The organism is Arthrobacter sp. SlRoot2-15 (genome assembly GCF_059739345.1).
Window position 1 is genome coordinate 2,786,742 of sequence record NZ_AP046058.1, and the last position, 22,167, is coordinate 2,808,908.

Sequence of the window (22,167 nt, forward strand, 5' to 3'; positions counted from 1 at the left end):
TAATACATATCGCTGCAAGGCGCTGAGCTTGAGCTTGATCGAATGCAGCCGCTTGCCTGGTTTGGTCACTAGGACATTATTTCCGCGTGCCGCCTGCTCGGGCACCGTCCCGCCGAGCTTTCCGGACTGGCCACGTCAGTCGTCGAGACGCTTGCGGGTCTGAACGTGTAGGCGTGCATGAGACTTTTCCTCTGCTGCTGTGGGGTAATCCCAGTTTGGTGCGAATACTTGCGCAGGATTGGCTCGGTTTTAGGCCTTGTTGAGCGCTGTCGAAATACGCTTCCCCTTGGAAGCCGGTCATAGGACGATCCGCTTTCCCCTGATCTCTGATCCGGGACGCACCCCATATTTACTAGGACTTGGAAAGGCCCTGCTGTGAGCATTCCTACGATCATCCCCGCTGCCGACTCGCAGGAAAGGGCTGAGAAGAACAGTGTCGAGCAGCGGCTGGTGGCCGCCAAGAAGGCCTACACGACACGCTTCCTGGCGGATGCGCTGGAGGTTGATTCGTCTGGATTCCGGCTGCTTACGGGCCCCGACCTTATCCCAGCTGCCGGGGACATCGTGTTGGCCCGGGTGGAGCGTATTGGCCAGCTCCCGCGGTTGGAGAGCCCCGCATCGCGACGGCAGACGCTCTTCGTCGGAGACGAGGTACTTGTGGCCTATGCCAACCGGTATGCTCCGGACCAGGTCCTGGCTGAGGTTCCGGGCGATCTCGCGCCTTGCCACCTCATAGCCGCGGGCGGTCTGGCAGGGAAGGTCACGATGAGGCACGGGGCCGTGGGGAGCCCGACGCAGCTGGCCCCGGTCGGGCTGCTCGCCGACAGCCGTGGCCGGTTGAATCTCAAGCAGTTCGCGCCCTGCTCCCTCGATCCGGATGCGTCTCGCCGCGTCCGGCCCCACGTCGTCGCCGTGCTCGGTACTTCGATGAACTCGGGCAAGTCCACCGCAGCGGCGTGCCTGATCCGGGGCCTGACCAGTGCCGGGCTGCGTGTGGCTGCCGGGAAGATCACCGGCACGGGGGCCGGAGGGGACCCCCGCCTCTTCCACGACGCGGGGGCGGTGAAGGTCCTGGATTTTACCGACTACGGCTATCCCACCACCTTTCGGCTTGAGACGGCTGAACTGGGCAGCCTCGCGATGAGCATGGTGAACGCCCTGGCCGAGTCGGACCCGGAGGTGATAGTGGTCGAGATCGCGGACGGTGTCTACCAGGGCGAAACCCGGCACCTGCTGAACACCGAGGTCCTGCACACCCTGGTGGACAGCGTCCTGTTCGCCGCCGCTGACGCGCTGGGGGCCTCCGCCGGGGTGGCCCTGCTTCGATCCGCCGGCCATTCCCCGGCCGCGGTGTCCGGCATGCTTACCGTATCTCCGCTGGCCGCCTCGGAGGCCGCCGCCGAGCTCGACGTGCCTGTGCTGGGCACCTACGAGCTAGCCCGGGCCGAGACCGCCATGCGGTTCCTCGCCCCGTCGCCCCGGTGAATGGCCGGCAAGCGCAGACCGGAGAACAGGCCCTCCCGAGGTTTGTCGTTGCCGGGCGCCGCGGCCTCCTCGCCGCCCTGGTGGGCATCAGCGCGACCGTCGCGCTCCTGTCGGCCGGAACAGCGCGGCTGGTCTCCCTGCTTTCCCATGAACATGACCAGACCGGCGGAATCCTTCTGGTAGGAGGGCTGCTGAGTCTAGTTGTCGGGACTTCCGGGCTGCGGGTGCTTGAGCGGCGCCTGGCCGAGCGGCTCGGGCAGGACTACGTTCACGAGATACGCAAGGAACTCATCCGCGGTGCTCTGGCCCCTGGACGCAGCCCTTCCCTGGGGATCACTATCGCCAGGACGAGCAACGACCTCAACAGCGTCCGGAACTGGGTCACCCACGGCATCGCTGGAGCAGTCTCCGGGGTGCCTTTGATCCTCGCACTCACCGCAGCCCTCTGGCTTATGGCACCTCCCCTGGCCCTGGCCGTCATTGGGCCGCTGCTCGGCGGGGTCGCACTCCTGGCCCTCATCTCCCGGCCCACGTTCGACAGGGCGCGGGCGCTCCGAAAGGCGCGCGGACGCCTGGCAGGGCAGATCACGGACACGGTCAATGCCGCTACAGCCGTCAGGTCCGCCGGTGGGGAGGAACGCGAACTCGGCCGGGTCGACAGGCTGGGCCGGGAGGTCGCGGCCGCGGCCATCGAGCGGGCCACCCTCGCGGGTTCTCTGCGGGGTAGCGCGATCGGCGCGGCTTCAGCCACCGCCGTGGCGGTGGCCGCCACCGGCGCCTTCACCGGGATGGACGCGGGACTCGTCGCCGCGGCCCTGACGGTGGTGAGCATGATCGCCGGCCCCGTCCACGATTTGGGGCGCATCGTCGAGTACCGGCAGAGCTACCGGGCCGCCTGCGGGAGCATCGCTCCCGCGCTCGGCCGCCGTGTCGCGGGCAACACCGAGGGTGCCGTCTCCGCCAACTCGATCGGCCTCGTCGTCGCCGGCCTGGACATCGGTGGAACCCCGGTGCCCGAGCTCGCCGCCGGCCCGGGAGAAACCATCCTCCTTCACGCAGCCGACCACACTTACGTGGAGGAGATATTTCATGCCCTTCTAGGAGCCCACCCCGCCGCCCGCGTCATTCTCAATGGCAAGAACGTGTTCGCGATGAGTCCCGCCGAGCGCCGCCAGTGCCTTGGGTACGCTGCCCGGGGCTTGGCGCTCGAACGGGGCCAGCTCCGCCGTGCAGTCCGCTACCGCTGTCCGGACGCGGACGATGCCCAGTTCGAGACGGTCATCGATCGGGCCGGACTGGGCGAGACGATAGCCCGGCTGCCCAAGGGCGCGCTGACCATGCTCCGACGCGGCGGCGAACCGCTCAGCACGCCGGAACGGGCGAAGGTGCACCTTGCACGCGCAACCCTTGGTAACCCGCCCCTGCTGTTGCTTAACCATGTCGACGCCGACCTGGACGCGAACGGCATGACCGCCCTCCGGGACATTCTCACCGACTATCCCGGAATTGTTCTCGCGGCCACGGACGATCCCTCCCTGCTGCCGCACCCCCACCGAATCTGGCCAGGACGGCACCACGAACCGCGGCCAATAAGCTGAGGCCTCGCCAGGCCCCACACCGCTCTCGGAGGCCACCCGCCTATCAGCCGCCTCACTGACCTGCCGGGGCAGTACTTCTAGCGGGCATTCGGACTTCACCGGGTTTTGGGAGTTCGAGGGCCGGAACGCGGGCCGGGACCATGCAAACGTGGCCGGCTCGTCCCGGCTCGTGTTCCGAGACGAATCCGGAGTGTCGAGGTTCGCTGCGCAACGTCCCGTTCTGGGGGAAGCAGAAGTTATTCCACGACCTAACGTGATTGAGGTCCGCATCCACGTCTGTGCCTGACCTCCCAGACTCATTGCGATAGCCGCCCTGGCGGCTTAGCGCTTTTGCTGCTCTCCGCCGAGGTGGAGTTGCCGCCGGATTCAATTTCCCAGGAGTCAAAACGCATCATTGATGTGGTTGCGGCGGCCGAGTACGCTGACGGAATGACTGCCCGAGATGACTTCCTCACGTGGGTGAAGACGACGCTGTATCAGGCAGAGCTAGCACTTCACAATGGCGATGCGGGCCCGCGCCGCGCAATATGGTCCCGGAACGAGCCGGTCAGCATTTTGGGAGCATGGCGAAATGCGAACGGGCAGCATGAAGTTGAGGATGTGCTCGATTTTCTTGAAGCAAGCTTCTCCGAGTGCACATCCTACGAGTTCGAGCTTGTGGTTTTCGATGTAGTGGGAGATATGGCCTTCACGGCTGGTTTGGAACATTCCTCCGTCTCGGTCGACGGTAAGCCACGTACGTACACTCTGCGCGCGACCCAGGTGTACCGGCGTGAGGGTGGCGAGTGGAGGGTCGCCCACCGGCACGCGGACACTGTGAGCGAATGACACAGCGAGCGTCGGGCCGCAAGGTGCGCTCAGGGGCCACGTCGCAGCGACTTCTGAGGGGAGGTAAAGCCCGAACAGGTACGCGCCAGGTAATTCCTGTATGCCTCAAACTCTTCGAGGAAGGCAGCCTTCCGGGAAATCGGTCTGCCGCCGCCGGTGGTTTCGTGTTTCTCCAGAAGGCGACAGACTTGCAGTGATGAACCGCACGCGACCACAAGGAGAACCACATGACCGCCCCCATCTCAGTCATTGTCTTTGATGTGAACGAAACCCTCTCGGATATGTCGCCCATGGGGGAACGCTTCAGCGAGGTTGGGGCGCCGGTTGAGCTGGCTAAACTCTGGTTCGCGACGTTGTTGCGTGACGGCTTCGCACTGGCGGCCAGCGGGGAGAACGGATCATTCTCGGCCATCGGGGCCGACGTGCTTCAGGGACTCCTGACTGGGGTTGAGCTCAACCGCACTCTCGCTGAGGCGGTCGACCATGTGATGGGCGGCATGAACGGCCTTGGGGTACATCCGGATGTCCCAGAGGGCATTAGATCCCTCGGGGCTGCAGGGTTCCGCCTGATAACGCTCAGCAACGGTTCCGCCCGGATCGCCGAAAAGCTGTTCAGCGACGCCGGGATCCGGGAGGAGTTTGAGTCGCTGCTTTCGGTCGAGGATGCGCCCGCGTGGAAGCCCTCCCGGGCCTCCTACGAATATGCCGCCGCCGCTTCCGGCACGGCCGCGGCCAGCATGCTTCTGGTGGCGGTGCATCCGTGGGACATCCACGGGGCCGCCGGTGCCGGGCTGCGCACAGCGTGGCTGAACAGGATCGGGAGCAGCTATCCGGGCTACTTTGAGGCTCCAGACTTGACCGTCACATCACTGACGGAACTTCCCGCGGCCCTGGGGGCACTTCAGTGACGGGGAACGTCCACCGGAAAGCATCCGTCCCGGGCCGGCTGGCGCCTGCTGCTTTGATCGGTCAACCCCCGGCTGGGGGTGGGAGGGGCCGAGGCCGTTGCAATGACCGCTTGAATCCGCATGTCAGGCGTGCCGAAGCAGGATCGACTTGCGGGTATGGGTCGTCCCGGGATCAAAGGTGGCTCGGAGACACCCCGTTCCGGTCATTTGACGGTCAGTGTCCCGTGCATGTTGGAGTGGAAGGTGCAGTGGTAGGCGAAGACGCCTGGTTTTGAGGGGGCGGTGAAAGTGACGCTCGTGCCGGCTTTGACGACTGCCTCAAACGAGCCGTCGTCGGCGGTCAGGGTGTGCGCCTCGGTGTCCATGTTCATCACTGTCACAGTTGACCCGGCAGGAACGCTGTCTGGGCCGGAGTAGGCGAAAGATTTGATGTGGATCGTGGCTGCGGTCGTGGCCCCGGCGGATCCGGTACCCATGGATGATGCGGTCATACCCGCATCCACGCCCGGCGCCGGCGCCCCGTCGGACGCGGTTGATGCCGCCTGAGAGGTTGCGGCCGGGGACGATCCAGCGCCGGTGACGGTGGCCCCGCAGGCGCTGACGGCCAGTAGGGTGCCTCCCGCAAGTAATGCGAATCGGAGTGTGAGGCTGCGGCGGTTTGCTCTCATGGGGTTTCCTCCGTGGAATTGGGCGGCCCTGCCGGGACTGGGACCGGGACGGGCAGGCGGCGGCCTAGGCGGGGTGTGTGGACGTGAGGTGGGCGTAAACGACGGTGTTGTCCAGGTATTGGCCTGTGGCAGGGTCGTAGCCGCCGCAGGTGATCAGACGGATCTCGGGCCGGTCGGCGTTCTGGTAGACCTCCACGGTCGGGAAGTCTGCCTTGTGGTAAACCTCGACTTTGTCGACGGTGAACACCGCGGCGGTGTGGTCTGTTCGGGTGACCGTGATGGGCTGGCCAGGGGTGAGGTCGTGAAGTCGGTAGAACACTCCGATCGGGTTCTTCGTGGAGTTCACGTGGCCGAGGATGATGGCGGAGCCGTTCTGGCCGGGGGAGGGGGAGTCCTTGTACCAGCCTGCGGGGGAGCCGGGTTCTCCGGGTGGGGTGTCGACTTCACCGTTGGCCTGTTTGCCCAGTTGGAGCAGCGGAGAGCTGACCCCGATGGAAGGAACCTGAACGCTCACCGGTATGGACGCGGGCAGCGCCGCGTCCGGCGCTCGCGGCTGTGGTGCCGCCGGAGGTTCCGTTGGCGGTCTCACCACCGTGGCATCCGGGGACGCCGGCGGGCCGGCTGCCGGGGCTGTGGGGGCTCCGACGGACGCAGGGTCTGAGGCGCCGGATGGCGGGGGTTCGGCGTGGAGGCCGAGCCCTATGGTGGCGATGCCGCCGGCGAGCAGCACGGCGGCCGCCGCGGACGCGATGATGCGTCCGCGGCGGCTGCTGGTGTTAAGTCGCATCAGGTTCCTGCGTCTTTTTCGTTCCTGCGCCTCTTAGGCGGTGGTGTTCATCTTGCGGCGGGCGGCGTAGGCTCCGCCGGCTGCAAGGACGAGACCGCCGCCGGCGGCCAGCAGACCCAGGTTCGGGCCGGACGGTGCCGGGGTGGTGATGCCGGTTCCCGGGGCACCGGCCGGCATTGCGGTCAGTGTCCCGCACAGAGCCGGGGAGGTGGCGGCCAGGGGCAGGGAGGGGACAAGGTCGCTGGGCTCCTTCTGGGCCGCGGCGGACAGCGTGGCCGGGTCCAGCCCGTGGACGACGACGACGGCGGTGCCGGCCTTGAGGGAGTCAGCTGTCTTCGCATCCAGGGCGAAGGTCCGTGAGTACGTGTAGCTGGAACCCATTCCCGCCACGGCCAGGTCGGTGCCGGCAGCCGGGCTGGTGTCGCCGCTGGTGGACAGGGTCGCACCGATCGCACCGTAGGAGGGGCCGCCCTCGGTGGTGCTGATCACGCCGTCCTTGTTAGTGTCGGCGGACATGTCCGGGCAGGTGCCTTTGGCGCCGATATGGATGTGCTGGACATGTGGGTATGGCTTGCCACTAAAGGTGGCGGCGAGTCCGGAGACTTTTTCGGTGACGGTGGCCTGGTTGCCGTTGACGGTGACCATCACCGTGCCAGAGGCGTTGCTGCCGTTGATTGCGGCAAGATTTGCCTGGTAGGTCGTGGCGTCTGCCGCGAGGGCCGGGCTGGTGGAGAGAGCGAGTGCGCCCAAGGCCAGGGCCGGGGCGATCAGGAAAGCGGACTTCTTCATGGCTGTTTCCTCCGATGACTACGGGCCGTTCCCCTGATGGGCACGCCCATGGTGACACTTACTGTTCGTTGTGCTCCACGTCACGGATTGGTTCTTTGAAAAGACTCTTTTCGGGCGTCCGGAGGTGGACGGTCAAGCGCCTGCCCAATTGGCTCGGCTCTGGAGCGTTCGCGGTCCGCACTCGCGTCGCCGGGACGGGTCCCGACCTAACAGGCGGTTATTCCGACCAGCAAGCCAGAATTGCGGTCGCTGTCTCATAAGCAAAGGCATTGCGTGAGACGTTGTGCGGGCCGAGGGTTGCCGGCAAGGCCGTCGCGTCCACGGTCAGGACGAAGCTGTCTTTGACGAAAGCCACGGAACCAGCCATGGTCTCAAAAGCCGGTAAGCCCAAATTTGCCATCCCCTCGATGGGTCGGGCGGGGGACAGGCCCTGCTTCAAACTGTCAAAGTGTGCGCGTGCGGCGACGGGATCGGCGGTTTCCTTAACCGAAAGCACCAGCGGGCCGGCGGGCAGGGCGTAGGTACACGTGTAGAGCTTCCCTGCCCACGAATCGGTGGTCACGGGCGCATCGGGCAACGACAGTATCCGGGAGATATTGGTCCGGGTCTCATCCCCGCACACCATCTTCGCCTCCGCTGACGGCGATCCATCGGCGGCAGCCGAAACTTCGGCAGGGGAGGAGGGGGGCCCGGATCGGTTCCCCGTGGGCGCCGCGGCAGTCGTCACGACCGGAGGAACTGAAGTGCCGGCCGCGCATCCGGCCAGCACCAGCATTGACAAAGTCGCGGACACCGCCAACACCGCCCTCGGCCGTCTGCTGCGCCTTAACACGCGGATCATGGTTCCCATAACCACACCTTCCAGAGTTGAGGTTAACGCATCTCTCGGCAGTTATTCGGGGCCAGACCGTCCGCGGACCGGCGCAGGGGACGTCGTTCCTCTAATCGCCGTGGCCAATCCGCCGGGGAGTCTCCAGCGGATTTAGGTCCATCAACTGTCCATGGGACAAGCGTTCACTCCCTTACCTGGTACGGCGCCATCCTTGCAGGACCCTGTCTCGAATCACCGGCATGAACTATTACAGCCCGGCGGCGCAGGAACGGGTACGGGACGCCGCGTACGATGCACTTGAGAAGGTGCTCAATAGCGTGTTCGAGCCCTTAAGCCGCCAGGCCCTCGCAGCACGGTGGAATCTGGCCTGTGAGGCGATGGCCAAACACCTCGAGGCCTTGGACACTGGCGAAGAATGATGAGCTCGGCCCTGAAAACATCCGGACGGCCGCTTCTGCCGCCTGGCCGCGCTGCCGTTCCGTAATCTCCACCACGCAGCCGCCAGGCTGTGCGCTGAATTCAGGGAAGTGAATCCTGCAGTCGTTCACCATTGCATGGTGTGGCTCTATTTCGTTGCGTCTTGCTGGTTATCTTTGCGGTTGGGGAGCACCAAGAGCGCGTCCCCCACGGGCCGTTCCGCGCCGCCGGACGGATTGTTCAGGACCGTTCCGCCGGCAACTGCTGTCGTGGATCCGCCGCCGTCAAGGTTTATGGCCTGGACCATGCCCAGGGACCTGGCGACGTCGGCTTCTTCTTTAAGGCTCAGGCCCAGTGCGTTGGTCGACCGTCCGTCGGCGGTGACCAGCATGGTTTTGCCCTGCGCATCGGTACCCGCGAAGGTCCGGGGGTTCCGTTTGTGGACCCACCCGTAGTAGAAGCTGTTCCCGTCGTTGGGGTGGATCATGCCGTCTTTCTTGACGGTGACGTCTTCCTGGCCGTCTTTGACGAGGAGCGGGCCGCCGTTGACAATGCTCGTTGCCTTGTCCGTGTGCAAGGCCTTGCCTCCTTGGCCGAGGAGCCCCGTGCTAATTTTGAGCTTGGCGCCGACCGGGGCAAGCGCCCGGAGTTTCGCGACATCGTCTCCGGTGGCCTGGACCGTGTGCCCGCCGGCAGGCACGGCTTCGCCGCGGGTCTCGGACACGGCCGTAACGGTGTCATGGCTGTCCACGGCGACCTCGAGCCCGGGGCCCGCGGGCGTAGAGGGCCCGAATTCCGGGGTGAACGTGACGACCTCGTTGGGGTTCGTGCAGGTGACGTCGTGCAGCGCGAGAGGTGTCGGCAGATCGTTCGCTCCACCGCAGTTCCGAATCAGGCCCGGGACGCGGTCGATTCCGTCCAGGGGCATCTCGCCGGAAGCGGAAGACAATGACCCGGCCCAGGTCAGTCGCTCGATGCTGGTGGTGTTCTTTTTCCCGTCAACGACCAGGGCGGGGCGGTCTGCAACGGGTTCGCTGAGCGTCTTCCCTCCGTAGACTCCGACGCCGGCCGGATCGCCTTCTGCTCCGGCCTTCGGGTCGAAGACGAAGAATCCGGCATTGACCCCGGCGATGGCGTGCGCGTCGGCAGCCAGCTGGCTGGTTGTCTCGCGCTTTTCCAGGTCCGGCCCGAAGGAGGCGGCAAGCTGGCCTTCGTAAGTCTTGGGGTCGATGGTGATTACTTCGAGGTTCCAAGGCCCGCGGGTTTTCGCACTGGTGTCTGTGTCCCCGTCCCAGCCTGTGTAGATCACGGAGGCGGCGAACCCGGCCTCCTTGATCTTCGAGACGACGGAGGCCCCGTCGGCCTTTGTGGTGAGGTGGCCGGCGCGGACCCGGAAACCCAGGTCGCCTCCGGCATCAGAGAGCTGCGGGGACTGAACGTGCTCCACGCGGGCGTCCACGCCCGCAGCTATGAGCTTGTCCGCGGTCCGCTGGGCAGTGGCCTGGCTGGTGAGGGCCGAGGCCGGTGCGTCCGGATCCGGCGAATCGGAGGGAATGGCCACCTCGGCCGTCCAGAAGAGGGAGGCGTCTGCTTCGCCGCGGCTGATCTTGGTTAAAGTGACGCCCGGAGCCAAAGTGCTCACAGTTCGTTTTTCCGGCAGATCGGCAGCCCCCAGATCGAGGCGTGCGCCCTGATCGGATCCGGCGTTGCTCGTCTGCCCGTCGTCGGCCTGGGCCGAGCCAACAGGACTGAGGAGTGCTGAACAGACGGCGAGGATCAGCCCGCCGGTCAGTGCACTGCGGTGCGTGAGGGAAGATTTCATGCGTCCACCGTATAGAGCCGGGGACGCCGGCTTTGGCCAAAGATCGTCCCAGCGGTTCCTGTTGGCCATACCTTCACGCTCCGTTTACTGACGCGCGGGGGCGGCCGATCCAGGCCCGAGAGACCGCGGTGTGCCCCGGCTAATGGAGGGGCCGGGTCGCTGCCGATGTATCGGTTGAATCGGTCGACGGCTTGCGGACTATTGACCCCACACGCACAACAACTCCAACAGCGCAGGACAGGACGTCAGCTGATGGCGGTCATGACGTTCCAGCCCGGGCCGACGTTGATGCGCGAGCCGAACAGGCCGTTGCCCAGGCCGGGGTAGGTCCACAGGGTGCCGTCGGTATCGCGGGCGACGAGGTCGGGTTTGCCGTCGCCGGTGAGGTCTCCGGCTGCGCTGATGGCGGTCATGACGTTCCAGCCCGGGCCGACGTTGATGCGCGAGCCGAACAGGCCGTTGCCCTGGCCGGGGTATGTCCACAAGGTGCCGTCGGTGTCGCGGGCGACGAGGTCGGGTTTGCCGTCGCCGGTGAGGTCTCCGGCTGCGCTGATGGCGGTCATGACGTTCCAGCCGGGGCCGACGTTGATGCGCGAGCCGAACAGGCCGTTGCCCATGCCGGGGTAGGTCCACAGCGTGCCGTCGGTATCGCGGGCGACGAGGTCGGGTTTGCCGTCGCCGGTGAGGTCTCCGGCTGCGCTGATGGCGGTCATGACGTTCCAGCCGGGGCCGACGTTGATGCGCGAGCCGAACAGGCCGTTGCCCTGGCCGGGGTAAGTCCACAGCGTTCCGTTGGTGTCGCGGGCGACGAGGTCGGGTTTGCCGTCGCCGGTGAGGTCTCCGGCTGCGCTGATGGCGGTCATGACGTTCCAGCCGGGGCCGACGTTGATGCGCGAGCCGAACAGGCCGTTGCCCTGGCCGGGGTAAGTCCACAGCGTTCCGTTGCCGTCCTGTGCCAGCAGGTCTGCGTTGCCGTCACTGGTGAAATCCCTTGCAACCGGGGACGGAGCCGGTCCCGTGAAGAGCAAGCGGTTGGGGGTGCCCGCTGACGCATTCGAGATGACACCCGGGGTGGCCGCGGAGGCCAACTCCGCTGTTACTGCCGCCGGCGTCCACTTCGGGTTCCTGGACAACACAAGCGCAGCAGCACCCGCAACGTGCGGAGATGCCATGGAGGTCCCACTCAGGGTGGCCACCGACGTGTTGGAGGTATCCCAGTCGGACTGGATGCCAACCCCCGGCGCGTACAGGTCAACGCAGGGCCCAAAGTTCGAGAACGACGCCTGCCGGTCGGAGGAATCGCTGGCGGCGACGGTCAACGCCTCGGGGACCCGTGCCGGGGAGGACGTGCAGGCGTCCACGGTGGAGTTTCCGGCAGCGACCACGGCTGTGACGCCGTCGTTTATGATCCCCCGGATCGCGTCGTCCAGCGTCGCGCTTGCGGGCCCCCCAATGCTGAGGTTGGCCACGGCGGGCGTGCCGGCGGCATGCTGGGACGCTATCCAATCAAGCCCTGCGATGACGTCGGATTGGTATCCCGAACCATCGCAGCCGATCGCCCGGACCGGAACCACGGTCGCAGATTTCGCAACCCCGTAGGTCTTACCGGCGATGATTCCAGCCACGTGGGTGCCGTGGCCGTTGCAGTCGCTGCTGCCCTTGCCGTCAGCGATGGCAGTCCAGCCCGCGTCCACTCGGCCGCCAAAATCCGTGTTTTCGGCCAGGACGCCGGTATCGATGACGTAGGCACGGACGCCTGCTCCCGTTGCTGGCGGTGTGAACGTGCCGGAGAGCGGGAGCGCGCGTTGGTCGATTCGGTCCAGGCCCCAGGGTGGGGACTGCTGGGTGTCAGAAACCGTAATGGGCGAATCCGGCTCGATCAGGGAAATCCGTGGTGAATGAGCCAAGGCGGCTGCCTGTGCTTTGGTGGCGGTGATCGCCGCTCCCCGTAACGCTGCGGAGAATGTCCTGCCTACACGCACACCCTGCGACCGAAGGGAGCCGGCCTCGTGGTCTACGTCGGCGCCCATGGAGAAACTGACCAGATACCGGCCGGCGTCCCCCGTTAGGGAAATGGCGGACGGCCTGCTGCCGCTCGCTGGTGGGGACGACGGCGGAACAGCGGCCGCGGTGGCGGGGAACGCAAGGGCAGGCGGCGCCGCCAGCATGACCGCGGCCGCGGCTGACAGAACCGCGCCGAGGGATCCCCGGAAGTGCTTCGAAAAAGACATGTGGCCTCCTAGTGACCGAGCCGTCCTGCGGTGCGCAAATCTCGCGTGGCTCCGCAGGCTGTTTCGGCCGCGGCAAAGGAAGTACCAAGTGCTGTGGGTTGGCAGCGAGTACGCGGCGCGGCAGTAACTTCGTTAGCCCCAGACAATCCCTTATGCTCCCCAGCTTCGGCGGAAACGAAAAATACCTTCCCAGATCACGCCGTCCGTTCGTGCGCAGGCGATCCGGCTGAGCCCGGAACTCTTCTCAAGCGTAGAGCAGTTGGCCTGGCCTGACGGACGCTGTGATGCCCGCCATTCTACAACCCCGTTGTTCAAGGGTTTGCTGGCTTGCTCGCCCGGGATGTTGGCCGCTCAATTTGTCGACTGCAGCTGAGAGCCCGTATCTGGATCCGTTACCTTGCGGCTTGGCTCCAATGCTCACCGAGCAGCCGTGCCAGGCGGTCCGGCTCGATCCGGTGCGGGGGATCGAAGTGATGGCGCTCCGCAAACACCTCGAGGCGGAAGTCGGGGAAGACCGTGGCCAGCCGTTCAGCAATTTCGCCGTAATCGTCAGGATTGCTGAGACCGCCGAGGACGAAGAGAACCGGTCCTGTAAAGCCAGCTAGCCGTGTGCGGTCCAGATCGTAGGTTTTAAAGTTCTGCAGAAAGGCCTTGATACCGGCCGGCCGTTTAGACATCCATGGCGGCGGGGGACCCGGCGGGGGTGGCGGAAGGACGACGTCGGGCTTGACCCCCAGCCGCATGAAAGAACTCATAAATTCCGTGGGCGGCAGCACCTCGAGCAGCTCGTACTGTTTCCAGAGTTCGGTGTGGGCAGCGCTCCAATCCCAATTTCCGGCCCAGGCTGCTTCGAGCAAGGTCAGGCTCAGAATGCGGTCTGGATGCTTGGCGGTCAATGCCAGGGCAGCAGCGCCGCCGCCCGAATAGCCAACCAGATGGAAGGTCTCCCAGCCCCGGGAATCGGCCTCGCGCAGCACGGCATCGGCCTCGGTGTCCAAGCTCCAGCCCGGCGGAGGTTCGTCGTCGGCGTAGAGTTCGAGGTCCTTGGCCACGGCCTGCACCCCGGTTCCCAGCGCCTCGATGAGCGCGCCGTAGGCGGGCTGTGCGGGGAGTACGCTTCCCGGAAGGAGAATGACCCGAGTTGGTCCCATGACAGGATGGTACGCCCAACCGGGGGAGCCCAGAAGAGCGCGCCGGTGGGGCGGCGACAGGCGACAGGCGACAGGCGATAGGTGACCGGAGCATCTGCCTGGCGTGGTGGTCAACGGGGGGCTCTCGGTGGGGCCTCGACCGATTACTGTTCCGCGCGGTGCTGGTCTGTACAACGAATACCGGCCCACGGGAGACTGGCGCCATGCGCAAATTGACCTTCGGAATGAACGTGAGCCTGGACGGCTACATCGCCGCGCCCGGCGGAGACCTCGGCTGGAGCGTACCGAGCGACGAGTTGTTCCAATGGTGGTCCGACCGGGTTGGGGCCACCGGGCTGGCGCTGTACGGGCGCAAACTCTGGGAGACCATGAGCTCCCACTGGCCGACTGCCGACCGGCAGCCGGGCGCCACACCGGCGCAGATCGAGTTCGCCCGCCGCTGGCGGGACATGCCCAAGGTGGTGTTCTCCTCGACGATCAGCTCGGTGGACGGCAACACCCGCCTGGTCACCGGGGACGCGGTCACCGAGATCTCACGGCTCAAGGCCGACGACGGCGCCTCCATGGACATCGGCGGAGCCACCCTCGCCGCGGCGGCCATGCGGGCCGGACTGATCGACGAGTACGTGATCGTCACCCATCCGGTGCTGGTGGGCGGCGGCATCCCGTTTTTCACAGCCCTGGACAACTGGGCGAAGCTGAGCCTGGTGGAGACCGGGACATTTCCCGGCGGTGTGCTCCTGACCCGGTACGAGACCCGGCGCTGAGTGCCCGAATGACGACTCTTGAAGGTGCGGTTGTTCTGGTTGTCGGCGCCACCGGCGGTCTCGGTTCGCGCATCTCCGCACAGTTGGAGAACCACGGCGCAACCGTTGCCCGGGCGTCAAAGTCTGCCGGTTAAGATCTGCGCGCACCGTCGGTGATCCAGAAGCTGCTGGCTGACTCGACCGGGCAGTACGGACGTCTCGACGGGTTGGTGGTTGCGTCAGGGGTCGTCGCGTTCGGCGCCGCATCAGAGCTGGAACCCGCCACGCTGGACGAACTCTTCGCCGTGAACACGACCAGCCCCATACAACTCGTCACCCAGAGCCAGCCCTACCTCGCCGCTTCGGCCCGGGAGGGCCGGGAGCCCTTCGTGGTGACCCTGAGCGGCGTCGTGGCCGAGGCGCCCGTCGCCGGCCTGGCCGCCTACTCGGCGTCGAAAGCCGCGCTCGCGGCCTTCGTTGTCGCAGCGGGGCGCGAGTACCGGCGGGCGGGCATCCGGCTCCTGGACGCCCGCCCGGGCCACACCGGCACCGCGCTCTCCGAGCACCCAATCGCCGGGGCAGCGCCGCGATTTGGTGCGGCGCTGGATCCAGACCTGGTTGCGGCGCGGATTATCGCTGCGATCGTCGATGGCGAGAAGGATCTGCCTAGCGCCGCCTTTTAGGCCCGGCCCATGTCCTGCGATTGGCGCCCAAGGAGCTAAGGGACCCCGAAGTGGGTTCGCGGCGGGGGAGGGGGCGTCCCTTAGAACAGCGGCCAGGGTACCGCCGGCATCTCACCGCTCGGAGCCGGAAACTTCCCTGCCCGGCGCAACCGGGCGCAGCGCGCGGCGAGCGAAGCGATTTCTTCGGCGCTGAGCAGGTCCGCAAGGTTTTGGCCCAGCCCGCCGCGCAGTCCCTCACTGACACGACCGATTCCCTCGTGTTCCTCGTCGGTGAGAGCGTCGCCCAGCCATCCCCACAGCACCGTGCGCAGCTTGTGGTCACGGTGGAAGGTGAGCCCGTGGTCCACCCCGTGCCGGTGTCCGTCCGTCATGGCAAGGATGTGGTCGCCTTTGCGGTCGGCGTTGTTGACGATGATGTCGAAGACCGCCATGCGCCTGAGCGCCGGGGTGTCTTCGTGAATGAGGGCGACCACGCGGCCGTTCTCATCCCGTCCTTCGAGGACGTGTTTCCAGCCCGTCTCCGGCACCTGGTCCGTCGCGACCAGGTCCACGGCGCTTTGGACGGGGTCTGGCTCCTGCCAGAGCTGAACCATTCCTTCGCCCAGGGGACCGTCGCGCAGCCAGGTGTGCGGCACGACGTCCCAGCCGAAGGCCTGCGAAACGAGGTAGGCGGCCACCTCACGGTGAGCCAGGGTGCCGTGGGGGAAATCCCATAGCGGCTTTTCGCCTGCTATCGGCTTGTAGACGACCACCACGTCGCCGATGGTGCCCAGGAATGTGGCGTTGGACGCCGTCGTGATGCGGCCGGTGAGCGTCAGCTCGGCGGTCACGAGGTCCGGCGCTGGCATTAGACCTCGGGAAAGGTGCAGGTGTGCCCGTCGGCGTCTATGGGGTAACCGCAGAGCGGGCACGCCGGACGCCCTGCTCCCACAATTTCCCGGGTGCGCTTGGCGAACGCGCGGGCGGTGCCCACCGGCATCCGCACCAGCAGCATTTCGGGCACGTCCGTGCCGTCCTCATCAAGCGGTTCGTCGTTGTCATCAGCATCGACGTCGGTGATGGGGTAGGCCTCTATGACGACCTGGGCGGTGGTTGGGTCCCACCCTAAGCTCAGGGCGCCGGTGCGAAACTGCTCCTGGACGGCCTCGAGCTGGTCATTGTCGACAAGTTCAATGGGGGTACTCGTGGGAACGCTGAAGGGGTTGCCCTCGACGGTACTGAGCTGGTCGAGAATTTCGTCGATCTTCTCTGCGAGCAGGGCCGACTGCTGCTTCTCCATGGCAATACTCACGATTTGCTTTCCTGCGCGCACCTGTAGGTAGAAAGTGCGCGCCCCCGGAAGGCCAATGGTGCCGACGACGACCCGATCAGGCCAGGCAAACTCGTGAACACGTGTAGGCATGTCAGTATTTTAGGCACATGAGGTTCATGGCGCCTTCTGCCCTGCGCCTCCGCCCAGGGGCGCATCGCCAGTCTGGATGCCGTTCGCCAGCCACGACAGATCGCCCGCGTCGGTGTTGGTCGCGTGGACGGTCGGACGGGTGGCGCCGTAGCGAACGATCGACACCGAGGCGGGGCCCACGTTAATGCGCTGGAACAGGTCAAGGTGCATGCCGAGCGCGTCGGCGAGGATGGACTTGATGATGTCACCGTGGCTCACCGCCACCCACACGGCCCCGGGCCCGTATTGGGCTTCGAAGGCTGCATCGTGGCGCCGGATCGCTGCCACGGAGCGCGCCTGCATCGCGGCCATCGATTCACCGCCGGGAAAGACGACGGCGGACGGTTGAGACTGCACAACGGGCCACAAGTCCTCGGCCGCGAGATCACTGAGCAGGCGGCCCTGCCAGTGCCCGTAGTCGCACTCGGTGAGATCGGGATCGACCGGCGCGGACGGCGTACCGGCCTGGCGATCGAGGATGAGCCGGGCCGTCTGCCGGCAACGCTCAAGGGGGCTCGACACCACCCCGGCCAAGGGCACGGCCGCGAGCCGGTCTCCGGTCAGGGCCGCCTGATCGCGTCCGACCTGGTCCAGGCCGACGCCGGCTGCCCGGCCGGCCAGCATCCCGGTGGCATTGGCTGTGGTGCGGCCGTGCCGCACGAGAATTACTGTTGCCATTCACCCAGCCTAACCACCCGACCACAAAGGGCCCGCGCTAAATTCGGCAGCGGAGGCCTGGGCTGCGGCCGCCCGTGGCCGGCGCCCGGGCCGGTCGGCGGTGGCAAGCGGGCGGGCCGGTAATGGCCGCTTAACTCGGTTGGAACCCTAAAAGCCCCGATCCGCATGAATCAGGGCTTTTTGCCGGATTCTGTCTTTATCCCGGAGTTCCGCATCCGTCAATCAATTTCGACAAAATTTACATAACGGGCCCGTCAATTGTTGCAGCTCGATAACGAACTATATCTGCGGTCAACTTTCATGCCGCTCCGCACCTTCGTGGGTTTACGCTTCATGCCATGTGAGACGCGCCACACTGCCGCTGGGGGAGTGTGGGCGTCTGTCTGGTGCCTACGGCGCCGGTCTCATCCACACCACAGAAACAAGGAGGCGGAATGCGCTTCGGTCGTATTTCCAAAGCAGTGGGGGTCGCGGCAGCAGCTGCGCTCGCACTGAGTGCCTGCGCCGGCAACAGCGGCGGGACAACCCCGCCGTCGTCTGCCGCGGCCGGCAAAACTGGCGGCTCGGCAACGGTCGTGGAGGTTAACGCGTTCAACACGTTCAACCCCAACACCGCTGACGGCAACACTGACATCAACTCGAAGATCAGCTACGCCACCCACTCGGGGTTCTACTACATCGACAACAAGCTGAACGTTGTACGCAACGAGAAGTTCGGCAAGATGGAAAAGACCTCGGACAACCCGCTGACGGTCAAGTACACCATCAACGACGGAGTTAAGTGGTCTGACGGGACGCCTGTCACCGCCGCCGACCTCCTGCTGCAGTGGGCCGCCTTCTCCGGCTACTACAACGACGCCGATGCGAAAGCAAAGACCGGAACGTCTTACTTCTCCTACGCCGGCGACCCGACCGGCATCGCACTGACCGACTTCCCGGAAATGGGCGCCGACGGCCGCTCCATGACCATCAAGTACTCCAAGCCCTTCGCTGACTGGGAAATCGCCCTGGGGGGCCCCGGCATCGACATCCCGGCACACGTGCTCGCCAAGAAGGCCGGCCTGGCCGACACCAAGGCGTTCACCGACCTGCTCAAGGGTTTGCCGCGCGGTGACGCCAAGGCCCCGAAGCCCGTGAGCGCCCCGCTGAAGGCCATGTCGGACATGTGGAACACCGGCTTCGACACCAAGACGCTGCCGGCCGATCCGAGCCTGTACCTGTCCAACGGCCCGTACATCGTCAAGAGCGTCAACCAGGACCAGTCCCTGACCATGGTCAAGAACAAGGACTACAAGTGGGGTCCGGACGCCAAGCTGGACGAGATCACCGTTCGCTACATCGGTGACTCGGCCGCCCAGGTCCAGGCGCTGAAGAACGGCGAAGCGGACATCATCGCCCCGCAGGCCTCCGCGGACACCGTGGATCAGCTCAAGGCACTGCAGAGCCAGGGCGTCACGGTGGAGGTCGGCAACCAGCTCTCTTACGACCACGTCGACCTGAACTACAGCGGCCCGTTCGCCGACAAGAACGTGCGTGACGCGTTCATGAAGGCTGTTCCCCGCAAGGACATCGTCGACAAGATCGTCAAGAAGCTTGACCCGAAGGCGGCTCCGCTGGATTCCCAGCTGTTCGTCCCGGACCAGGCTCCCTACGCCGATTCGGTCAAGGACAACGGTTCCTCGAAGTACAAGGATGTTGACGTCGAGGGCGCCAAGAAGCTCCTCAACGGTGCCACCCCGGAAGTCCGCATCATGTACAACAAGGACAACCCCAACCGTGTCGACGCTTTCTCGCTGATCCGCGAATCCGCCACCAAGGCCGGCTTCAAGATCGTCGACGGCGGCCTCGGCAAGTCCGACTGGGGCAAGGCCCTGGGCAAGGGTGGCTACGACGCCACCATCTTCGGCTGGATCAACTCGGGCGTGGGCGTCTCCGGCGTGCCGCAGATCTTCAAGTCCGGCAACGACTCCAACTTCAACAAGTTCGCCGATCCTGAGGCCGACAAGCTGATGGACGAACTGATTGTCACCACTGACAAGAGCAAGCAGGACGGCATCATCCAGAAGATCGACAAGAAGATCTGGGATTCCGCCTACGGCCTGCCGCTGTTCCAGGCAGTCGGCGTGGACGCGTACAGCGACCGCGTCACCGGCGTGAAGTACATGCCGAACCAGACCGGCGTCTGGTGGAACTTCTGGGAGTGGGCACAGAAGTAGCCGACGACCGCAAGTAACACTTGCTAGCTAAAGGCGTCGGGACCACGGCTCTACGGTCCCGGCGCCTTTCTAGCGGCACACCGACGATGACTTGGCCGGACCCGAATCCCTGCGGCAGCCGGCCGAACTCTGCGACCGGTCCTGGCAATCCCTGGGCCCGAATACCGAGGTTGTACTCCCCATGGTGACTTACATAGTCCGGCGGCTCATGACAGCCGCCCTCATTCTTCTCGGCGCTTCTTTCCTGGTGTATCTCCTGACAGCGGCGTCCGGAGACCCCCTCGAGGAATTCCGCGCTAGCAACTCCCCGCAAAAGCAGTCGCTGATGGACGCGCGCACCGAGCTCCTGCAACTGGACGTCCCTGCCCCCATCCGCTACTTCCGCTGGCTCGGCGGTGCGGCCCAGTGCCTCATCCCGTTCGCCAACTCCTGTGACCTCGGCAAGAACATCGCCGGCCAGCCGGTCACCGACGCCCTCGGCCACGCACTGGTCCAGACCCTGACGCTCGTCACCGGCGCCACGGTGCTTGCCATCCTGATCGGCATCACGCTGGGCATCATTACCGCCCTGCGCCAGTACAGCACTTTGGACTACGGCGTGACCCTCATGGCCTTCCTCTTCTTCTCGCTGCCGATCTTCTGGGTCGCCGTCCTGCTCAAGGAATTCGGCGCCATCGGCTTCAACGACTTCCTGCGTAACCCGGAAGTCCCCCTGCCCGCGGCCCTCGGCATCGGCCTCGGACTGGGCATCGTGGTCGCCGTCGCCGCCGGCGGGGCCGCGAAACGGCGCCTGATCATGGGCGGCGCCGTCTTCGCTTTCGTCAGCGCCGTCCTCATCTACTTCTCCGCCACCGAGTGGTTCAAGACTCCGGGCCTCGGCCCGGTGGTTATTGCCATTGCCGGCGTCGGCATCGCCTTCGCCGTCACCCTGCTCTCCGCCGGGCTCAAAAACCGCAAGGCGCTGCAGTCGGCGCTGATCGCCGTCGGCGTCGGGGTGGTCCTGTACTTCGTCGTCCAGCCGCTGCTGAACGAGGCGACGTTCCTGATGGTCGTACTGCTCGCCGTCGCCGCCGTCCTGGTGGGCGTGGGGATCGGCTACGTGATGGGCGGCTACGACCGTGGCCAGTCCATGCGTGCGGCCGCCATCACCTCGTTCCTGGTCGGATGCCTGATCGTACTGGACCGCTTTATGCAGGCCTGGCCGAGCTACTTCAACAACAGCCGCGTGCGGGGCCGGCCGATTGCGACCATCGGCGCCAACACCCCGAACATCGAGGGCGACTTCTGGGTCCTCGGCCTGGATTCCTTCACCCACCTGATCCTGCCGACCATGGCCCTGATCCTCATTTCGCTGGCCAGCTACACCCGGTTCACCCGGGCCTCGATGCTGGAAATCATGAACATGGACTACATCCGGACGGCGCGGGCCAAGGGCGTCTCCGAACGCACCGTCGTGATGCGCCACGCCTTCCGCAACGCGCTGATCCCGATCGCCACCATCGTGGCCTTCGACATCGGCGGCCTGATCGGCGGCGCGGTCATCACCGAGTCGGTCTTCTCGGTCCGGGGCATGGGCTTCCTCTTCCTGGACGGCATCTCCCACATCGACCCGAACCCGGTCATGGGCGTTTTCCTCTGTGTGGCCATCACGGCCATGGGTTTCAATCTCATTGCGGACCTCGCGTACTCCGCACTTGATCCGCGCGTAAGGGTAAAAGCATGAGCCAGCCAAGTCAGCAGGACGAAATCATGGCCGAGGAGGCCGTATTGCAGCCCGCCCCCGCGGCCGGCATCGAGCCCATCCTCGAAGCGAAGGGCCTGAGCCAGGGCCAGATTGTCCGGAAGCGTTTCCTCGGCCACACCGGCGCGATCATCGGCCTGGTGGTCTTTGCCCTGATCTTCCTGGTCGCCTTCACCTCGGTGGGTTACCTGGGCATTCCCGGCTGGTGGAAATACAACCACGAGGCCGTCTCCCCGTTGGTCAACGACGGCGCGCCGACCTCCTCGCTCTGGCCGCTGGCCTGGGGCGAACACCCCTTCGGCCAGGACCGGATCGGCCGCGACCTGTTCGCCATGACCATGCGCGGGGCCCAGCAGTCCATCACCGTTATGGTGGTCATCGGCCTGATCGCGGGTCTGATCGGCGTCCTGGTGGGCGCGATCTCCGGCTACTTCCGCGGCTGGGCCGAGGCGATTCTGATGCGCCTGACCGACGTCATCATCATCATCCCGGCCCTGCTCCTCGCGGCCGTGATGGCGCAGATGGCCGGCCGGCGCGACTCCGGAAGCTGGTTCGCCTCCTTCGCCAGCACCAACGGCGTGCTGGCCTTGGGCATCTTCCTGGGCCTGATCAGCTGGGTCAGCCTGGCCCGCCTGATGCGCGGCGAGTTCCTCTCGCTGCGGGAACGTGAATTCGTCGACGCCGCCCGGATCTCCGGCGCGAGCAACGCGCGCATCATTTTCAAGCACATCCTGCCCAACGCCGTCGGCGTGCTGATCGTCAACGTCACGCTGACCATGTCCGCGGCGATCCTCACCGAAACGGCGCTGAGCTACCTCGGCGTCGGCGTGAAGGCCCCGGACACCTCCCTCGGCCTGCTCATCTCGCAGAACCAGCAGGCCTTCTCCACCCGGCCCTGGCTGTTCTGGTTCCCAGGCCTGTTCATCGTCCTCATCTGCCTGAGCATCAACTTCATCGGCGACGGTCTGCGCGATGCCTTCGACCCCCGGCAGAAGAAATTCAACGCCAAGAAGGCCCGCGAGGTGGCGGCGCCGGCCGCGGGGACAACGCCCCCGGATAAGACCGCCGTCACCGCGTTCGACGGACCCAAGGACAGCTAGGTGCGCTGCAGCGTTGTCCCCGCGGGGTCCCGGCCGGCCGGCGGCC

General features: G+C 65.7%; 20 protein-coding genes. 10 read left to right on the forward strand and 10 right to left on the reverse strand.

Going from position 1 to position 22,167, the window contains the following annotated elements:
- Window positions 1–375 precede the first annotated feature (375 nt).
- The 4 genes from AC6I9V_RS12890 to AC6I9V_RS12905 all read left to right on the forward strand — a co-directional run bounded on the left by AC6I9V_RS12890 (window position 376) and on the right by AC6I9V_RS12905 (window position 4,819).
- Complete coding sequence (locus AC6I9V_RS12890; RefSeq protein ID WP_497899710.1) at window positions 376–1,485, forward strand: P-loop NTPase family protein; 1,110 nt, start codon at window positions 376–378, stop codon at window positions 1,483–1,485.
- Window positions 1,482–3,083: an ABC transporter transmembrane domain-containing protein gene (locus tag AC6I9V_RS12895; protein ID WP_497899711.1), complete on the forward strand. Its 1,602-nt coding sequence runs from the start codon at window positions 1,482–1,484 to the stop codon at window positions 3,081–3,083. The genes AC6I9V_RS12890 and AC6I9V_RS12895 overlap by 4 nt, the downstream gene beginning before the upstream one ends.
- A 330-nt stretch (window positions 3,084–3,413) precedes the next feature.
- Window positions 3,414–3,911, forward strand: a complete 498-nt coding sequence (locus tag AC6I9V_RS12900; RefSeq protein WP_497899712.1) for a nuclear transport factor 2 family protein — start codon at window positions 3,414–3,416, stop codon at window positions 3,909–3,911.
- A gap of 227 nt (window positions 3,912–4,138) precedes the next feature.
- Window positions 4,139–4,819 (forward strand): haloacid dehalogenase type II, encoded by a 681-nt coding sequence (locus AC6I9V_RS12905; protein WP_497899713.1) that lies wholly within the window; start codon window positions 4,139–4,141, stop codon window positions 4,817–4,819.
- A 203-nt stretch (window positions 4,820–5,022) separates the two neighbouring features.
- Here AC6I9V_RS12905 and AC6I9V_RS12910 read toward each other — a convergent pair whose 3' ends face one another.
- From AC6I9V_RS12910 to AC6I9V_RS12925, 4 genes are all read right to left on the reverse strand, one after another.
- The gene (locus AC6I9V_RS12910) at window positions 5,023–5,310 is read right to left on the reverse strand and encodes a cupredoxin domain-containing protein (protein ID WP_497899714.1); all 288 of its coding nucleotides are present in this window, start codon (window positions 5,308–5,310) and stop codon (window positions 5,023–5,025) included.
- 241 nt (window positions 5,311–5,551) lie between these two features.
- The gene (locus tag AC6I9V_RS12915; protein ID WP_497899715.1) at window positions 5,552–6,274 is read right to left on the reverse strand and encodes a class F sortase; all 723 of its coding nucleotides are present in this window, start codon (window positions 6,272–6,274) and stop codon (window positions 5,552–5,554) included.
- A gap of 33 nt (window positions 6,275–6,307) precedes the next feature.
- Window positions 6,308–7,063: a hypothetical protein gene (locus AC6I9V_RS12920; RefSeq protein WP_497899716.1), complete on the reverse strand. Its 756-nt coding sequence runs from the start codon at window positions 7,061–7,063 to the stop codon at window positions 6,308–6,310.
- Between the two features lie 217 nt (window positions 7,064–7,280).
- The gene (locus AC6I9V_RS12925; protein WP_497899717.1) at window positions 7,281–7,625 is read right to left on the reverse strand and encodes a hypothetical protein; all 345 of its coding nucleotides are present in this window, start codon (window positions 7,623–7,625) and stop codon (window positions 7,281–7,283) included.
- A gap of 509 nt (window positions 7,626–8,134) precedes the next feature.
- On the opposite strand from AC6I9V_RS12925, the gene AC6I9V_RS12930 reads away from it, so the two are divergent.
- Window positions 8,135–8,314: a hypothetical protein gene (locus AC6I9V_RS12930; protein ID WP_497899718.1), complete on the forward strand. Its 180-nt coding sequence runs from the start codon at window positions 8,135–8,137 to the stop codon at window positions 8,312–8,314.
- Between the two features lie 146 nt (window positions 8,315–8,460).
- Here the strand turns inward: AC6I9V_RS12930 and AC6I9V_RS12935 are convergent, their stop codons facing one another.
- From AC6I9V_RS12935 to AC6I9V_RS12945, 3 genes are all read right to left on the reverse strand, one after another.
- Complete coding sequence (locus tag AC6I9V_RS12935) at window positions 8,461–10,134, reverse strand: phosphodiester glycosidase family protein (RefSeq protein ID WP_497899719.1); 1,674 nt, start codon at window positions 10,132–10,134, stop codon at window positions 8,461–8,463.
- A gap of 245 nt (window positions 10,135–10,379) precedes the next feature.
- On the reverse strand, window positions 10,380–12,365 hold the full coding sequence (locus tag AC6I9V_RS12940; protein ID WP_497899720.1) for a S8 family serine peptidase: 1,986 nt from the start codon (window positions 12,363–12,365) through the stop codon (window positions 10,380–10,382).
- A gap of 392 nt (window positions 12,366–12,757) precedes the next feature.
- Window positions 12,758–13,516, reverse strand: a complete 759-nt coding sequence (locus AC6I9V_RS12945; protein WP_497899721.1) for an alpha/beta fold hydrolase — start codon at window positions 13,514–13,516, stop codon at window positions 12,758–12,760.
- 203 nt (window positions 13,517–13,719) lie between these two features.
- On the opposite strand from AC6I9V_RS12945, the gene AC6I9V_RS12950 reads away from it, so the two are divergent.
- Window positions 13,720–14,283 carry a dihydrofolate reductase family protein gene (locus AC6I9V_RS12950; protein ID WP_497899722.1) on the forward strand — a complete coding sequence of 188 codons (564 nt, stop codon included), beginning with the start codon at window positions 13,720–13,722 and terminating at the stop codon, window positions 14,281–14,283.
- A 137-nt stretch (window positions 14,284–14,420) separates the two neighbouring features.
- Window positions 14,421–14,945: an SDR family NAD(P)-dependent oxidoreductase gene (locus AC6I9V_RS12955; RefSeq protein ID WP_497900312.1), complete on the forward strand. Its 525-nt coding sequence runs from the start codon at window positions 14,421–14,423 to the stop codon at window positions 14,943–14,945.
- Window positions 14,946–15,025: 80 nt separating this feature from the next.
- On the opposite strand, the gene AC6I9V_RS12960 is transcribed toward AC6I9V_RS12955, so the two are convergent.
- Genes AC6I9V_RS12960 through AC6I9V_RS12970 form a run of 3 tightly spaced genes read right to left on the reverse strand, consistent with a single transcriptional unit; the run spans window position 15,026 to window position 17,064 of the window.
- Complete coding sequence (locus tag AC6I9V_RS12960; protein ID WP_497899723.1) at window positions 15,026–15,793, reverse strand: SCO1664 family protein; 768 nt, start codon at window positions 15,791–15,793, stop codon at window positions 15,026–15,028.
- Window positions 15,793–16,347, reverse strand: coding sequence for a DUF3090 domain-containing protein (locus AC6I9V_RS12965; protein WP_497899724.1), 555 nt, complete (start codon window positions 16,345–16,347; stop codon window positions 15,793–15,795). The genes AC6I9V_RS12960 and AC6I9V_RS12965 overlap by 1 nt, the downstream gene beginning before the upstream one ends.
- A gap of 24 nt (window positions 16,348–16,371) precedes the next feature.
- Window positions 16,372–17,064 (reverse strand): histidine phosphatase family protein, encoded by a 693-nt coding sequence (locus AC6I9V_RS12970; RefSeq protein WP_497899725.1) that lies wholly within the window; start codon window positions 17,062–17,064, stop codon window positions 16,372–16,374.
- 434 nt (window positions 17,065–17,498) lie between these two features.
- Here AC6I9V_RS12970 and AC6I9V_RS12975 point away from each other — a divergent pair, with 434 nt between their 5' ends.
- The 3 genes from AC6I9V_RS12975 to AC6I9V_RS12985 all read left to right on the forward strand — a co-directional run bounded on the left by AC6I9V_RS12975 (window position 17,499) and on the right by AC6I9V_RS12985 (window position 22,121).
- The gene (locus tag AC6I9V_RS12975; protein ID WP_349411917.1) at window positions 17,499–19,280 is read left to right on the forward strand and encodes an ABC transporter family substrate-binding protein; all 1,782 of its coding nucleotides are present in this window, start codon (window positions 17,499–17,501) and stop codon (window positions 19,278–19,280) included.
- Window positions 19,281–19,461: 181 nt separating this feature from the next.
- Window positions 19,462–21,003, forward strand: coding sequence for an ABC transporter permease (locus tag AC6I9V_RS12980; protein WP_497899726.1), 1,542 nt, complete (start codon window positions 19,462–19,464; stop codon window positions 21,001–21,003).
- The gene (locus tag AC6I9V_RS12985) at window positions 21,000–22,121 is read left to right on the forward strand and encodes an ABC transporter permease (protein ID WP_497899727.1); all 1,122 of its coding nucleotides are present in this window, start codon (window positions 21,000–21,002) and stop codon (window positions 22,119–22,121) included. Before AC6I9V_RS12980 ends, AC6I9V_RS12985 begins: the two co-directional genes overlap by 4 nt.
- Window positions 22,122–22,167 lie beyond the last annotated feature (46 nt).

Coding starts and splice junctions, on each gene's coding strand:
- AC6I9V_RS12905 (WP_497899713.1), top strand. CDS start 4,139: ATGACCGCCCCCATCTCAGTCATTGTCTTTGATGTGAACGAAACCCTC.
- AC6I9V_RS12910 (WP_497899714.1), bottom strand. CDS start 5,310: ATGACCGCATCATCCATGGGTACCGGATCCGCCGGGGCCACGACCGCA.
- AC6I9V_RS12915 (WP_497899715.1), bottom strand. CDS start 6,274: ATGCGACTTAACACCAGCAGCCGCCGCGGACGCATCATCGCGTCCGCG.
- AC6I9V_RS12920 (WP_497899716.1), bottom strand. CDS start 7,063: ATGAAGAAGTCCGCTTTCCTGATCGCCCCGGCCCTGGCCTTGGGCGCA.
- AC6I9V_RS12930 (WP_497899718.1), top strand. CDS start 8,135: ATGAACTATTACAGCCCGGCGGCGCAGGAACGGGTACGGGACGCCGCG.
- AC6I9V_RS12935 (WP_497899719.1), bottom strand. CDS start 10,134: ATGAAATCTTCCCTCACGCACCGCAGTGCACTGACCGGCGGGCTGATC.
- AC6I9V_RS12940 (WP_497899720.1), bottom strand. CDS start 12,365: ATGTCTTTTTCGAAGCACTTCCGGGGATCCCTCGGCGCGGTTCTGTCA.
- AC6I9V_RS12945 (WP_497899721.1), bottom strand. CDS start 13,516: ATGGGACCAACTCGGGTCATTCTCCTTCCGGGAAGCGTACTCCCCGCA.
- AC6I9V_RS12950 (WP_497899722.1), top strand. CDS start 13,720: ATGCGCAAATTGACCTTCGGAATGAACGTGAGCCTGGACGGCTACATC.
- AC6I9V_RS12960 (WP_497899723.1), bottom strand. CDS start 15,793: ATGCCAGCGCCGGACCTCGTGACCGCCGAGCTGACGCTCACCGGCCGC.
- AC6I9V_RS12965 (WP_497899724.1), bottom strand. CDS start 16,347: ATGCCTACACGTGTTCACGAGTTTGCCTGGCCTGATCGGGTCGTCGTC.
- AC6I9V_RS12970 (WP_497899725.1), bottom strand. CDS start 17,064: ATGGCAACAGTAATTCTCGTGCGGCACGGCCGCACCACAGCCAATGCC.
- AC6I9V_RS12975 (WP_349411917.1), top strand. CDS start 17,499: ATGCGCTTCGGTCGTATTTCCAAAGCAGTGGGGGTCGCGGCAGCAGCT.
- AC6I9V_RS12980 (WP_497899726.1), top strand. CDS start 19,462: ATGGTGACTTACATAGTCCGGCGGCTCATGACAGCCGCCCTCATTCTT.
- AC6I9V_RS12985 (WP_497899727.1), top strand. CDS start 21,000: ATGAGCCAGCCAAGTCAGCAGGACGAAATCATGGCCGAGGAGGCCGTA.